At 62.7% G+C, this 13,412-nt stretch carries 12 protein-coding genes; all 12 read right to left on the bottom strand.

Annotated elements, in window-relative coordinates; all coding sequences use genetic code 11:
- Window positions 1-35: 35 nt before the first annotated feature.
- From V9K84_RS04510 to V9K84_RS04455, 12 genes are read right to left on the bottom strand one after another with little or no spacing between them, the layout of a single operon-like run.
- A complete protein-coding gene (locus V9K84_RS04510; RefSeq protein WP_338794122.1) occupies window positions 36-2,600 on the bottom strand; it encodes a hypothetical protein in 2,565 nt (854 codons plus the stop codon).
- Window positions 2,600-4,354, bottom strand: a complete 1,755-nt coding sequence (locus V9K84_RS04505; protein ID WP_338794120.1) for a hypothetical protein — start codon at window positions 4,352-4,354, stop codon at window positions 2,600-2,602. Before V9K84_RS04505 ends, V9K84_RS04510 begins: the two co-directional genes overlap by 1 nt.
- Window positions 4,351-6,456 carry a hypothetical protein gene (locus V9K84_RS04500; protein ID WP_338794118.1) on the bottom strand — a complete coding sequence of 702 codons (2,106 nt, stop codon included), beginning with the start codon at window positions 6,454-6,456 and terminating at the stop codon, window positions 4,351-4,353. Before V9K84_RS04500 ends, V9K84_RS04505 begins: the two co-directional genes overlap by 4 nt.
- A gap of 2 nt (window positions 6,457-6,458) precedes the next feature.
- On the bottom strand, window positions 6,459-6,920 hold the full coding sequence (locus V9K84_RS04495) for a hypothetical protein (RefSeq protein ID WP_338794116.1): 462 nt from the start codon (window positions 6,918-6,920) through the stop codon (window positions 6,459-6,461).
- A complete protein-coding gene (locus V9K84_RS04490; RefSeq protein WP_338794114.1) occupies window positions 6,920-7,363 on the bottom strand; it encodes a hypothetical protein in 444 nt (147 codons plus the stop codon). Before V9K84_RS04490 ends, V9K84_RS04495 begins: the two co-directional genes overlap by 1 nt.
- 1 nt (window position 7,364) lies before the next feature.
- Window positions 7,365-9,689 carry a hypothetical protein gene (locus V9K84_RS04485; RefSeq protein ID WP_338794112.1) on the bottom strand — a complete coding sequence of 775 codons (2,325 nt, stop codon included), beginning with the start codon at window positions 9,687-9,689 and terminating at the stop codon, window positions 7,365-7,367.
- Window positions 9,686-10,321 carry a hypothetical protein gene (locus tag V9K84_RS04480; protein WP_338794110.1) on the bottom strand — a complete coding sequence of 212 codons (636 nt, stop codon included), beginning with the start codon at window positions 10,319-10,321 and terminating at the stop codon, window positions 9,686-9,688. Before V9K84_RS04480 ends, V9K84_RS04485 begins: the two co-directional genes overlap by 4 nt.
- Before the next feature lie 57 nt (window positions 10,322-10,378).
- Window positions 10,379-10,816 (bottom strand): hypothetical protein, encoded by a 438-nt coding sequence (locus V9K84_RS04475; protein WP_338794108.1) that lies wholly within the window; start codon window positions 10,814-10,816, stop codon window positions 10,379-10,381.
- Window positions 10,817-10,825: 9 nt separating this feature from the next.
- On the bottom strand, window positions 10,826-11,272 hold the full coding sequence (locus V9K84_RS04470; RefSeq protein WP_338794106.1) for a Bbp16 family capsid cement protein: 447 nt from the start codon (window positions 11,270-11,272) through the stop codon (window positions 10,826-10,828).
- 40 nt (window positions 11,273-11,312) lie between these two features.
- Window positions 11,313-12,305, bottom strand: coding sequence for a major capsid protein (locus V9K84_RS04465; RefSeq protein WP_338794104.1), 993 nt, complete (start codon window positions 12,303-12,305; stop codon window positions 11,313-11,315).
- A 23-nt stretch (window positions 12,306-12,328) separates the two neighbouring features.
- Window positions 12,329-13,042 (bottom strand): hypothetical protein, encoded by a 714-nt coding sequence (locus V9K84_RS04460; protein WP_338794102.1) that lies wholly within the window; start codon window positions 13,040-13,042, stop codon window positions 12,329-12,331.
- Window positions 13,039-13,410 carry a Gp49 family protein gene (locus tag V9K84_RS04455; protein WP_338794101.1) on the bottom strand — a complete coding sequence of 124 codons (372 nt, stop codon included), beginning with the start codon at window positions 13,408-13,410 and terminating at the stop codon, window positions 13,039-13,041. The genes V9K84_RS04460 and V9K84_RS04455 overlap by 4 nt, the downstream gene beginning before the upstream one ends.
- Between the last annotated feature and the right edge of the window lie 2 nt (window positions 13,411-13,412).

The raw sequence follows: 13,412 nt of genomic DNA, 5'->3' as shown, positions 1-13,412 counted from the left end.
GCGGGTGCGGGGCTCTCTATTGGGTTTGTTGATTGTTACCTGGCGATTCCCAGTGGGTCTTGGTAGCTCTGTGATGGCCTGATCAGGAACTCTTGTCCGTTCTCCTGGCGGATTCGATCCTCAGTTCTGCGCAGGGAACCTGGGTTCAGCGCTTCCTGCACCGAGAACATGAACAGATGATCCATCGCGATTCTCGCGTAGAACAGGTTCATGAACGGTGTATTGTTCTGGGCCAGGCGGAGGGCTGATGCCGCAGTGTCGTCCCCCTCTTTGGCCCTGGCCCAGAGGTTGATCAGGTCGGCGGCAGTGCCCAGGGCAGGTCCTGCAGCTGATTCGAGCGCCGTGTTGCCGAAGCGGTTGGCCTCACCGAACAGGTAATCGCCGAAGATACCCAGGCCGCCGCCCTGCACCATCGCCGCCAGCCAGGTCTTGGGATCATCGGCAGGACGAGGCTCACGCCCTTTTGTGACGTCCTTCGATGCGGTCGACAGGTAGCCGAACGCAGTGGTCCACAAGATCAGTTGCGCCAACGCCAGTCGTTCGCCATTGCCATTTCGTAGCGCCTGCACCAGGTCTCGACCGCCACGGAAATCGTTGCCCAGCGCAGTCGGCGTATACCCACGGCCATACAGCTCACGACCGAGTGTCTTCTGCATGTAGGCAGCCGGGAAGCTCTTGAACTGGGTGATGAAGCGCAGCAGATCACCCGGGACGGTACCGGGCTGGGTGCCCTGATTCATGATCGATCGCGTGCGGGCGTCCGGCTCGAGTACCGCATAGGTCACCCGATCGTTGACGTAGGCGCGCAGACTGCGCTCAAGATCTTGGCGGGATTCGCGAATAGCGCCATCCGACACCGGACGATTGCGCTCTGCCAGGTACTGGCCTATGCGCTCGTCGCTGATCGCCGCAACGCCATCTGGGGTCATGTAGTCACGGCCATCGGCCATACGCATATCCATTTCGCGCAGCAGGTCCCACTTGCCAGCGTCCAGGTCGTACAGGCCTAGGGCGCGCTTGAAGTCTGAATTCAAAGAACCCCAAGCCTTGCCTTTGTTCTGAGCCAAGTTGTGCGCCATCATCAGGCCGGCGCTGGCCTTGTTGGCGTCAGTCCACCAGGACAGACCGTTCAGTCGGAAAAAGTGACTCATGCCACGGGACATCTTGCCGCCCACCGAGTCGTCGGCGGAGAACCGGCGCATGATCTCCCCGCGCATCGAGTCAGCGTACACGCCATAGGCCGAAAGGATCTGGCGCTGTTCAGCGCTGCCTCTGCCCTTCAGCAGGCCGGCGCCCATCTCTGCCAGGCTGCCAAGAAAGCTCCGCCCTTGATACTTCATCTCGCTGGCGGCCACCGGCAGGTCAGTGAAACTGGACAGAAGCGCGCCGCCGAGCTTCGACAGGGACTGCCATGCTCGGACGTTGGCCGCCACCCGGGCCTGTGTCGCATTACCTGGGATGCGTGTTTGGCCGCTGACCTCCTTGAAGCGATTAGCGATTGCGTTGCGCCTAGCATCGTTGAAGTTCTCCAGCGCCCTCGGATTCCCGTCGCGCAGGTCTTCCTTGATCACGTCCATGGCCATGTTCAAGTTGGCCTCTGGATTGGTGCCGAGGCGGCGCATCATCGCCGTGTTCTGCCCCGATAGATCCAGCCCGCGTAGCACAGCCTCGCGCAGGTTGCCTGTGCCGAAGAGCTGGTTGTACTCATGCCAGGCTACGCCATCCTTGAAGTGCAGGACGCGCTCCTGGCTGATCTTCTTGGCCAGATTGGCCGGCCCTTTGAACCCGTTCGGCTGCTGGCCTGTTGGTGACTTGAGGTGATCGCCGGAGACCAGGCCGTCGAAGACCCCCTTGAGGAATGCCATGGGGTCGCCACCTTCGCGGAAGGTAGCCTGGTCCAAGCGCGGCAGAATCTCTTCAGCCCAGCGCTCGAAGCCAGCGACTCCAATCTTCTCGCTGTCGTGGCTCTGGCGGGCGATGTAGCCAGGCATCTTTCCGATGCTGGCGCCGGCACGGTTGGCATCGATGCGGGCCCCCTCCTGATAGCGCTGGATGATTCGGGCAATCTCGACCACCTGCGGGTTCAAGTCCTTGGTCTCGAGATCGCGGCCAACCCGCCAGAGCGCATCGGCGATGTCTTGGTCGGAGTCTCCCCGGGCAAGCACTGCAGTCAGGTCGGCGCGGTCCAGATCGGCCAGCATTCCTCCGATGTAGGCGTCACCCAGCGCCTTCTGCTCAGCAGCGACCGACAGCCGGGAGCCCTGGCGCGCGAGGTTGGTGCCTACAAGGAACGACTCCACGCCAAGGTCAGGACGATCGGCGAACTGGTCACGGACAAAGGCCACAAGGCGGGCCCGGGCGCGCACGTTGATCAACGCGTTACGCCTCTCGATTATGGCTGCGTGTTCAGCCTGCCTGGCCAACTCATCGGCTGCACGCAGCGCGGCCTGCTCGCTGCCCAGGGCGCCTTCGCGAGCCAGAATCTCCTGGGTTCGCCCGCGCAGCAGCTGGAATATTTCTTGAATCTCGTTCGGCTCCATGTCGCCGGCTGCGGCCCTGACCGCGTCGGCGCATGGGCTGATTCCCGATGGAAGTGCCATCAACCTCTCCCCAGTTCGCAGATGGCCGCGGCACGATAGGCCTTGGCGTATTGTTGGGCCTTCGCGGCTTCTGCATCTGCCGCTGCCATTTCGTCTCGACCCAGCGCCTCAACCTGGGCGCGCTGATCGGCTGGCAACTGCTCAAGCATCTCTCGCGCCAGCGCTTCGTCCTCGGCTAAGGCCGCCCGCGCGTCTTCAAGGTCGTCGGCCGACTTCGGCTGCCCATCGATGCGCCGACTCTCGACTTGCCCTTCTGGGTCAATGCGGCGGCCCTGCGGCCGCTTCAAGTACTCCAGAGCACTGGCTGCCTTGGCGGGATCCTCCAGCTCGAACAGCTTGGCTACATCGATCTCCCGACCGCTCATAGCCTGGGCTACAGCGGTGCGAAGGGCATTCTCGCGAATGACCCAATCTGCTCCCTCGGCGTTTTCACGGGCGGTGCGGATGGCCGCTCCCAGCGGGCGCTGCTGGTAGCCCTGCATGATCTGCCTGGCCCTGGCCTGTACCTGCGGCTGTAAGCGCTCTGGAACTTGCCCCCGCTCAATCATTCCTGCGTCGCGGCGATCCAGCTCGCCGGCCCGGTTACGCTCCAGCAGGGTGTCGATCTCGCTGGTGCGCGCGCGAATTTGTTCGCGCTCTACCGCTATGGCGTCGCGGGCTGCTCGCTCTGCCTGCTTGCGGGTCAGGCGTTCACCCTGCAACGCCTTCGCCCGATCGCGGTAGGTCGCGTCAAGGGCCATATCCTGAGCCACAAGACCTACCCGCTCGGCCTTGAGGTCGGCCACATTGCCAACGCGCTCACCGGTAAGTGCAGGCCTGATTTCGTCCAGCGCCTGCTGCTCAGCCGACCGATACAGCACGGCTCGGTCGGTATCGAGTTGCCTGGCAAGGCCAGAACGCAGCGCAGCTTCAGGGTCTTCATCGAACATGCGGGCGAGATCCATGCCCCTGCCTGAATCAACCGAACGAGCGGGTGCACCAGCACTCAGGGCGGTATCGACCGGCGTAGCTTCGGTGGCAAGCCGGCGGCGAAGTGCATCACTCACAGCGCCGCCAATGGAGTGCAGCCCCCCACCAAGTACCCCACCAAGTGCGATGTTGGCCAGAGAGTCGGAAAGGCCATACTCGGTCTGATCAGCCTGGGCAGCCAGCAGCGGCAGCGGCTCAACTATGGCAGCGCCGACCGAACCCTCCACAGCGCCAACACCACCACGCACTGCTGCCCGCCCCATTGGTGTGGCGGCGCCTGCCAGCAAGCGGGCGTACCGTGCCTCGCCAACAACAGGCACAAAGGCCGAAGCAATGTTGAGCGGATCGAGCAGGGATGCAGCAAGGCTGGCTGTAATCTGGGTTGGCATGTTGCCACTGCCCGCCCTGGCCATGATCTGCTGGCGCGCCAGCTGCTCACGATGCCGCTCGATCAAGACCTCCAGCGCTCCTTGGCGAATGCCCTGGTCGGGGATCTTGATGTCGAGCCCGGCCCCAGCAACCTGCTCGCGTGCCTGCTCGGCGCCCAGCAAGGGTGTCTCAGGCTCAAGCCGGCCGGCATTGGGCGCAAAGTATGATTCCGGGCCCATGACGACGGCGCGACCTTGCTCTTGCTGGTTCAGCTCTTCCAGGCGAAACGCCGACGTGCTGGGGTTGGTCGAGAACGCCTCGTCGAATGCCGCGCCGAACACATCCCCGCTGTTCGCCGGAACGTCCAGTAGCGTGCGCTGGTCAAGCGCCGGGGCATCGCCTGCATAAATAGTCAATTGTTGATCCCCAGGCCGCGCACGCGACCGATCTGCGATGCACTGCTATCCCGCTGTTGCAGCCCCTGCTCTGTCAGTTCATCCCAGGTTCTGGTGATCGGCTTGCCATCCTTGCCGAGCAGGCGATACCCGTTGAGCGTTAGCGATAGACCCGACTCGTCGTTGTTCGGCACCCACTGGCCGCCATCGATCACAGCTTCGCGCAGTTGCTCAAGGTTCACGTCGTCTGGAACGCCACGGATCCCAGGCAGCAGCATCAGGTCGTCAGCGCTGATGCTTTCCAGCGCCTGGCTGGCGCCAAGCTTCACTGCGGCGGTATCAAGTGATTTGGGCACCCGGTAGGTGCCGAAGAATTCATACTTGTCGTTCACCATGCCGTTCACCACCCGCTGGGCGGCCTTGTCCGGCGCCATGCCTTGGCGAACGTAGGACAGGGCCGCCTTGTTGGCTGCCTGGTACATGGTGTTGAACGTCTCGATACCACCGACCTGCCCCTGCAGCGACTGCGCGAAGGGCGCCATGCTGGACTGGACTGCGGCCTCGACGTTGGTCGCCACCCCTTTATCCAGGCCCTTTTTCAGCTCAGCCTCACTGAGCGAGGCAACCGACGCCATGCGCTCAGCAACATCTTTCGGCAATCCAGTGGCGATTACCTGCGCCTCGGGAGGAAGCTTCTTGCCGAGCTGCTGCGCGATCAGCGGAAAGTTTGCCCCCCACTGCGCCTGCTGCTGCTCGATCAGCGTGGCAGCGTTCTCGCCGCCGGCCACCTGGCTGTTGAAGCCAGCAGCTATTTGGTCCGCCGCTGCATCCGGGAGAAGCCTTGGAGCCTGGACGCCTAAGCGGCGCTGCTCCGCAATGGTAGCGTCGGCATATGCCTTGTAGGCCTCTGGCGTTCCGGCCTGCTGGGCTGCTGCAAAGGCTTCGCGGACAGGACTGCTGTAGGTCGCAGCGTATGCAGCCGGATCCGCCTGCTGCTGTTTCATGAGGCCGGTGGCAACGGTCGCCAGCCGCCGGTAGAGCTGATCATCCTCCGCAAACCCATCCCCAGCGCTACCGCCCTGGGCCGGCTGGAACTTGGCGAGGATCTCCTGGCGCTCTTGCGGCGTAGCGGTGGCGAATTCCCGAATGGCAGGCGCAACTGCCTGAACCTTTGCGAACGACTCATAGGCCTGGCCGCCCTTATCGCCGTATGCCGCGTTGAAGTCGGCACGGCTCGGCGGGTTGTCGAATTCGAACCCCTGAAGGTATGCGGACTGGGCATCCTGAACACGCGACTGCAGCTCTACCCGGGCGATGGCCTGAAGCTGGCGCGCCTCAACTTGGCGCTGCCGGGCTTCTGCTTCCTGACGCCTGAAGCCTTGGTCAATGCCGTTGCTGGCCCGAATCTGATCCTCGGCCGTCATGCCGCCTTTAAATTGCTCGTACAGTCCCTTCGCTTTCTGTGGTGAGTCCATCAGCATGCGCTGTATCACCGACTGGGAAAGGGTGCTGTTCATGCGCTGGCGCTGCGCCTGCAGCTCCTCTGGAGACCAGCCGTTGCGAGCTCCGCGTGCCTGGATGACCGCGTCCATTTTGGCCCGGTTCTGCTCGATGGCCTGCGGGTCGTTGTAGTTCAGCGCTGCACTGTCCAGCGAGAGCTGAATCGACGAATTGTCGACATCATCCTTGTAGGCCTGCTGCTCGCGAAACTCGTAGGTTCCTAGCTTGCCTTCAAGACTGGTTCGACGCTGCAGCGAAGCTTGGCGGAACATCTGGCGCTGCTGTTCGCTGGCCAGGCCGTCATAGATCGCCTGCTGCTGCTTGTCGAACTCGCCCAACACAGACTGGCTGATGTTCAAGGCAGCACTACCCTTGCGGGTAAACGCTCCATTCTCAGGATCGTACAGGGCCTTGTTTTGCCAGGTGCCGAGCTGATTGTCGGCGTTGAGCAGCGCCGTTTGGTTCGCGTCCTGGACCTCGCGCTGGTAGACCTGATCCAAGTCGCCGGCCAGGCTCGACAACCCTCGACCAAGGCCAGACGCATCGGTCGATGCCTGCGCAACGCGCGGGGCGGCAACTGCCTCCGGTCCGACGCGACGCTGGTAATCTGGAATTCTCGCCATGGTCAGCCCCTGCTGTACATGCTGTAGGCCTGGCCGCCACCGGTGAGCAGCGAGCCGAAGGCGTTGAGGCGTGACGTGCGTTGATTGGCCTTGGCCTGGCGCATTTCTTCGTTCCCCTGGGTTACCAGACCCATGGCCTGGTTGAAGGCGTTGCGGCGCAACTGGTCCGCATCTTGGCTCGACATGTCGAGCGTGCTCTGCTCTACCCGGCCGGCAGAGCCCTCGCCTACCACAACGCCATTGCCTGCGAAGCCGGCCCGCTGGCTTGCCGCTGTCTGCCGGCCCTGCTCGTTCGTCAGGTCCGCGGCGAAGTCACCTTGGTTGATCACGTCGCCGGCCTGCTCGTTCAGGTACCGCTGCTGGCGCTTGGCGGCCTTCACCGAGTCCTTGCCGACCTGGATCTGGGAATACGCGCTCAGCAGGCCGCCACCTGCTGCTGCGCCAGCACCTGCTGCTGCGCCCATCAGAACCCCCTCAATGTCATTGGATGGAACAACTCGCCGTTGACCCCATAGGGCACGGCCTCATGCATGTGGAAACCGAGCCAGCGCAGCCAGCGCAAGGCCTTGGTGTAGCGAGCATCGGTGTAGTTGATCAGCACCTGGTGGCGCTGGCGCATGGCGGCGACTTCGCGGTCGCACTCGATGAGGAATGACCGGCGGTGCTGGTCAATTGCGCTGGTGCTGATGAGCCACGGCACACCGATGCGTTCGTCGTACTTGATGTCGCCGAACATAGCCACGGCCTTGCCGTCAACGACGTAGGCCCGGGGGTGGATGCTGCTGGTCACAGAGTCGCGAAGCTCGGCCTCGACGCTCAGCCCGCGCAGGCTTTCGAACTCGAGCCGGTCTTCCGCCCGCACGGTCGCAAGTACTTCGGCGATCAGCCGGTCATCGACCGGCAACATTTCAGCCGCCGGACTGGACATTGGGCATGACCCCCAGAATTGTGAGCGGGAGCGGATCGGTCTGGCGGATGAACAGGCGACCATTGGAATCCCACTGGCACGGAATATCCATTTCAGCCCGGCCTGTCAGCAGTTCAATCGGCTCGCCGTAGTTCTCGCCAGCGCGCTGCTTGAATTCATCCAGGTGGTCAGCATCTGGCCCGGCGAAGATGCCCCGACTTTCTTGGCACAGCACCACCACCTGGTTGATCCGCTTCTTGCTTCCCAGGAACGCCTGGTTGTTCTGCAGCGTAATGTCTAGCGTCTCGAAATCGCCGGTGATTGGCAGGCCGATGTGCACAACCAGCGTTGGGCTGTCCAGCGTGACAGTGCCATCAGTTACTACCTGCTGAGGGATGACGTTGCCGTCCCCCAACATGCTGACGGTCTTGCCCTCGAGGTGGCCAAGCGCGCTGACCGTCGTAGCTGCCAGGCCCCAGCGGGTGGCTGATATGCCGCGCAGCGAATATGGCACCACGGTCTGTGGTTCGACGGTGACCTGGGTTGGCGATAGGTAGGCAGTGATCCGCACGGTGAGGATCTCGCCAATGCTGGTTTCCGTGCCGCCGCCGTACATGATCACGCTGCGACCGACCATGTCAGAGTCGAACGTCTCCACGCCCACGGTTAGGGCCAGCGGGTTCGGGTACTTCCAGTCTGTGCCCCCGCTCAGGACTGCAGAGCCGGTGCGGCGTCCATCGTACGTCAGGCCGCAATCGACGAAGAAAGCCCGGTCGAACCAGTAATCGCCACTGCCGAACTTTGTCAGCTGCCGGGTGGCCATGCGCTCGATGTAGCGCTTCGTCACGCCGTTGATCGTGCGCCTCACCACCAGGTAGAGCGCATCTTCGTCACCCTCTGGGACGCTCGCCACGGATTCGACCTGCCCATCGGTGTCATGCCAACTCCATCCGTAGACCTCTTGGTCGGGAAGGAACGTGAAGCCGACCAGCATCCCGTCGTTCCTCGCCATCCACAGCACGCCGTTGGGCGCAAGGGCAAAGGCCTGGTCTTGGATGGTGAAGCCGCGCAGCAGGTGTGACGATAGAACGCTCACATCCTGCGGCTGGAAGCCGTCCGACACGTAGTTGTAGGCCAGGGTCGACAACTTCCCGCCCCGGGCCTGGATGTACAGCGCGGTGTTTGCGTAGATGGCTGGCAAAACCTCGCTGCAGCCGAAGTAGCTCTGCTCTACCGCCGAGACGTTTGAAGGGGTGACCCCCGAATCGCTTGAGCCGGTGATCGTAATCTCTGCGCCAGAGGTCAATGCCAGCAGCTCGCGCAGCGATACCAGGTGGCGGATCTGGTTGACCTGCCGACTGGCAATCACGAACTCGATGCCGTCATCGTCCTTGTTCGGGTCGGAATAGCCGAAGTTGTGGAAGTCACCAGTGCGGGACATCCAGACCGTTTGAGGATTGGCCCGGCTCGCGGCGAAGGTCATGCGCTGCTGGTAGTAGCCAACCACGGACGGGTGGTTGCTGTCGGCGAACGGGTTGTAACCGATCGGCACGGTGTTGTCGGTGGCCGGCGTGATGTTGATGTCGTTGAATGTCGTACTGGACGACTGGCCAACAAAACCAAACACACCGGACGACTTGTTCTTGTAGATGTTGTAGTGATCGGCACCGGCCACTGCAGTCCACGAGAGCGTGGCACCGGGCTTGTTGTCCCAACTGCTCACAGTAGCCGTGTTGCTCGCCCATGATTCAACTGAGCCGGCGGATATGCTGCTGACCGCAGTCACTTTGTACTGATAGTCCGTGGCATCACCTGATCCACCATCTCTGGGTGCCGCAGAGAGCCCGCCGGGCGCAGCGATTGCTGGCTCAAACTTGATTACAGTCAGGGTCCAGGACGTCGGTGCAAGCCGCGAAAGCTCGCGCGGCGGGTGGTCGGGATGAACGATCGTCAGCACGTCCGCTGACTGCGTGAACTTCAATTCAGGCAACTGAGCGGTGGTGTACGGCGAGACGATTTCGTATGGCAGGTCGGCACTCACAACTTGGCCGCCGGCACTTACGAACCGAATGTACAGGTCGCCGAACTCAAGAATGTAGGTCTGCTCAGTCGAGAATTGAAACGGGATCAGCCGTGTGCGCGCGGCGCTGTTCTTCACCTCAGCGATGAAGCGCGTACCCGAGCGGTTTTGCACGCCACCCTCCGGCAGAACAACGAAGTTCCTGCACGTCTTGAGCGCTGTGTAATACCGACCCAGATCGACCCTGGCATAGGTGGCCGGGGAGATCTCACCGGCGGCGAATGAGGGCTGGATGACTTCAGTCATGCTCCACGCCCCGCGATGAATGAGGATTCGCCCTGATACTGCGTCACGCCCTCATTGAGTGCAGCGGCAGCAGCTATGAGGACCTCATCCTTGTATTCGGCTTTGCACGCCTGGACGATTGAGGCCTCTTTTGCGAGGGGCCCAGCGATCTGGCTGGCCAAGTACCAGGCCAGGGCCGAAACGAAGATCGGGTCGAACATTTCCGGAGATTCGACCTTCAGGGTGTACTCAATGGTTGCAGGTGAAACGCTGGTGCTGATCAGGAGCTGACTGGCACCGCTGATGATACGGAACGGGATGGGCTGGATCTGCGGAGCATGACAGCCCGCGCCGGCGGGCCATGTGCCCTGCGGCCAGCCTGGGTTCACAATGCGGCGAACGCGCATGCAGTCGGTAGGAACTGCATACGCATGGCTATGTTCGGGGCTCGGGTTGTTGTCGACTTCCGCCAGCTGAACAAAGGCTGTGGCGAACCCCCAGTCGCAGTCAGCGCGCAGCACGTAGTCGCGGCTGCTCTCGTAGAACTGCTTGCAGATTCGGGCTGGCTGGCTGTTCTCCTCCAGGTCATCGATACGGGTACCGTTGCCGATGCGGAAGATCGCCATGTTGCAAATGTCGATTACCGAGGACATGAATCTGGCTCCATGAAAAAGGGCCCCGAAGGGCCCTTGGTGGGTGCTGGTTCTGACTTAGGCGTCCGGGCCTTCGTCGTCATCGTCAGGGTTGCCGCCGTCGCCACCAGCACCGCCGCCCTGGTTGCCGGTGGTGGTGTCGTCGGGTTTCACGTACGGCTCACCACCAGCGGTCAGTCGATCTGCTTCGGCTTGGGCGTCGTCCTTGCTCGCGCCCACGAAATCACCGACCTTCTCGCCGGTGGCATCGATGACAACCCAGCGGCCGCCGCCGTTGTGCTTGACGGTGAAGGCCGGCTGCACCGCCCCGCTCCCCTGGCTGCCGGTGTTGGTGCTGGCCGTAGGCTTGGTAGTGGCGGACGGCGTCCAGCCCTGCGGCTCCATCCACTTGCCCAGGTGGTTTTCGCTTTGGATGTCGAACGGCTGGCCACCAGCCTCTGGCGGGTCTTGGATCTTCCCGCCGTAGTAGCCGCGTTCAAGTGCGATAACTTTCATGGTCGCTCCTTAAACGATGGTGAAGCCGCTGGCGTAGGTGGCAGTGTCCTGCACATCCTTAACCAGGCCAGCCCAGAAGGTGCCAGCAGTGAGCGGCCCAGTGCCAACGGTGTAGTTGACGCGCAGGTAGCGTCGGACGCCGCGCGGTACAGCCACAGCCACAGGACGCTTGCCGGCAGTCATATCGGCCATGGCCACAGAGCCCGAGTCGAACAACGTCACCCAGGTGGCGTTGTCGTCACTGGTCTGCAGCTGGAAGTTCACGGTGGCAGCGCCAGCAGCGGCGGCTGCAACCAGAACAGCGATGACCAGATACAGCGGCTCGCCGGCGCCGATGTCGCGGCGGGTGTTGCCGTGGGTCAGCGGTCCCAGGTCCAGCACGTCGGTCGATGCCGCCGTCGCGGTGACTACCTGGCCAGCCAGCCCGCTGAACATGTTCAGCTTGTCGGTGATCATGGGGTTTCTCCAATCTTGGATTTTGGTAGGAAAACGCCGGTCAGATGACCGGCGCCTCGGTGTTGAGCAGCGCGTCGCAAGTACGGAACGGCACGCCACGCAGGCTGGTGATCCACTCGCCGTCGTACTCTTGGATCTTGAGCCGCACGTTGTTTTTGTTCATCGCCTGGATGTCGAGGCACTCGGCAATGGTGCGGTTCATGTAGAACGCGGCGCGGCCCATGCGCAGGTTCGGGATGCGGTGCACCGCGCGCACCATCGCCTCGATCAGCTTCACGGTGCTGCCGTTGGTGTCTGCCACCAAGTCGCTGATGTCGATGTTGCAAATGCGGACGGCGTAGCGCCAGTCGCGCAGGGCAGCACCGGTTTCCCACTTGTAGTGATCGCGGTAGGCGCGGAAGAACTTGCCGGTGCCATCGTCGACGAGCTCCACGCCCATGTCGTTGTGGTCGAGACCGGCTTGCGAACCCTTCGGGAAGATCCCATGCACGGTCTGATCGCCCCAGACCACGAGCCACACCGAGGTGTTGTCGGAGCCCGAGCCGCCCATCTTGATGATGTTCTGCCCGTTCTTCGCGGTGCTGTCGCTGTACCGCGGCGCCAGGCCCAGGGGCTTGGCCGGCTCCAGTGCACTGTTGGAGTAGAACAGGGCGGTTGCCATGTCCTGGTTCATGCCCTCGATGAACGCGGCGTTCTCGGACAGCCGGAATGCTGCGGTGTTGCCATTGAGCGCTGCCAGCTTTTCGTCGACAACGCCGAGGTTTTCCAGCAGCGCACAGGTTTCATCGACCTGCACGGTGGTGGATTTGCCACGGGCGATACCGGCGTTCAGCGCGCGCCAGGTGCCGGATGGCAGACCTGTACGCATGGTGGTGCGGTGGCCGGTCGCCAGGTTGCCCTCAAGCCACAGCATGTCGGTGAGGATTTCGTTGGTCTGGTTCAGCATCTCGATGATGCGCGCCGGCTTGCTGTCCGGATCCTGGCGCTTGGCCCAGTCGGCCAGCGTCAGCGCATTGTTGGCGATAACGGACATGGTTTACGTACTCCTTGGGGTGATCAGGATTTGCCTGGGCCGTAAAAGACTTCGGCATTTGATTTGCGGGACGAGTTGCCGGAACCGCTATGCAGCTGGCCCTCGGCCAACTGCTGGCCGATCCGGTGGAAGAGCCGTACAACTTCGGGGTGGGAGCCCAGGCCGGACTCCTTGAGCATGGTGCTCAGCTCGGGCGTGCCGAACTGGGCCAGGGCCTTCTGGGCCACACCGACGTTGGCGTCGAAGTTGGCACCGCCGAAGTCCGCGTCATCACGCAGGGACTTCTCCCAGCCGGTGACCAGACCCTGGCGCTGTTGCAGGCCGGCCTGCTCGGCAGCCAGTGCGCGCTGCGCGTCGAAGGCAACCAGCTTGTTGGCCTGCTCCTGGGTCAGGTTCAGTTCCTTCAGCAGTGGGGTTACCTCGGCCAACTGCTCGGCGCTGAGTTCGTAGCCTTCGGGCAGCTCGGCGAAGGTGTAGGCCTCAGGCACAACAGGCTTTTGCGCCTGATCGCCCTCGCCTTCAGTCTTCTGGCCCTGCTGCTGGCCTTCCGGAGCCTTCTGGCCCTGCTCGGCCTGCTGTTGCTGCTGGCCCTGCTGTGCAGCAGGAGCACCGCCGAGGATGTTGCTCTGTGGCTCGCCAGTGGCCTGGGTGGTAGCTGCGCCGCCAGCATCAGCACCATCGGCGCCGGCTTCGTTCATGAGGAAGTGACCGAGACGGCCGTGGATGAAGAGGTTCATGCTTCACCCCCGGCCAGTTTGCTGCGCAGTTCGTAGCCCATCAGCGGCCAGACCTTGGCCACAGCATTCTCACGAGCGATGCGGCGACCGATCTCTTCGTCGAAATTCTCAGGGCTGGCACATGCCGACTCGCCAGTGACGGTGAACCCGTTTTTGAGCACCAGAACGCAGAAGGTGAGCAGAGCCAACTCACCGTGCGCACCAGTGAGGCGCGTCAGTTCATCCTGCTTGTGCAGAGCAGCCTGCACGCCTTCAGATGCGGTGAAGTAGTACTCGCCGACGATGTTCGCCTGGACGTCAGCAGGCTTGATACGCGGAGCGTTGAGCCCCTTGGCCTGAATCTGTTGCTCGATTGCTTTGTCGTTCATGG

This window comes from Pseudomonas sp. AE27, assembly GCF_037113495.1.
GTDB lineage: Bacteria > Pseudomonadota > Gammaproteobacteria > Pseudomonadales > Pseudomonadaceae > Aquipseudomonas > Aquipseudomonas palmensis.
The sequence above is the reverse complement of the archived record's forward strand: the minus strand, read 5'-3'. Positions and strand labels throughout refer to the sequence as shown.

Bases quoted from the DNA above. Each gene is read 5' to 3' on its own strand.
- V9K84_RS04510 (WP_338794122.1), bottom strand. From the start codon at position 2,600: ATGGCACTTCCATCGGGAATCAGCCCATGCGCCGACGCGGTCAGGGCC.
- V9K84_RS04500 (WP_338794118.1), bottom strand. From the start codon at position 6,456: ATGGCGAGAATTCCAGATTACCAGCGTCGCGTCGGACCGGAGGCAGTT.
- V9K84_RS04495 (WP_338794116.1), bottom strand. From the start codon at position 6,920: ATGGGCGCAGCAGCAGGTGCTGGCGCAGCAGCAGGTGGCGGCCTGCTG.
- V9K84_RS04490 (WP_338794114.1), bottom strand. From the start codon at position 7,363: ATGTTGCCGGTCGATGACCGGCTGATCGCCGAAGTACTTGCGACCGTG.
- V9K84_RS04485 (WP_338794112.1), bottom strand. From the start codon at position 9,689: ATGACTGAAGTCATCCAGCCCTCATTCGCCGCCGGTGAGATCTCCCCG.
- V9K84_RS04480 (WP_338794110.1), bottom strand. From the start codon at position 10,321: ATGTCCTCGGTAATCGACATTTGCAACATGGCGATCTTCCGCATCGGC.
- V9K84_RS04475 (WP_338794108.1), bottom strand. From the start codon at position 10,816: ATGAAAGTTATCGCACTTGAACGCGGCTACTACGGCGGGAAGATCCAA.
- V9K84_RS04470 (WP_338794106.1), bottom strand. From the start codon at position 11,272: ATGATCACCGACAAGCTGAACATGTTCAGCGGGCTGGCTGGCCAGGTA.
- V9K84_RS04465 (WP_338794104.1), bottom strand. From the start codon at position 12,305: ATGTCCGTTATCGCCAACAATGCGCTGACGCTGGCCGACTGGGCCAAG.
- V9K84_RS04460 (WP_338794102.1), bottom strand. From the start codon at position 13,042: ATGAACCTCTTCATCCACGGCCGTCTCGGTCACTTCCTCATGAACGAA.
- V9K84_RS04455 (WP_338794101.1), bottom strand. From the start codon at position 13,410: ATGAACGACAAAGCAATCGAGCAACAGATTCAGGCCAAGGGGCTCAAC.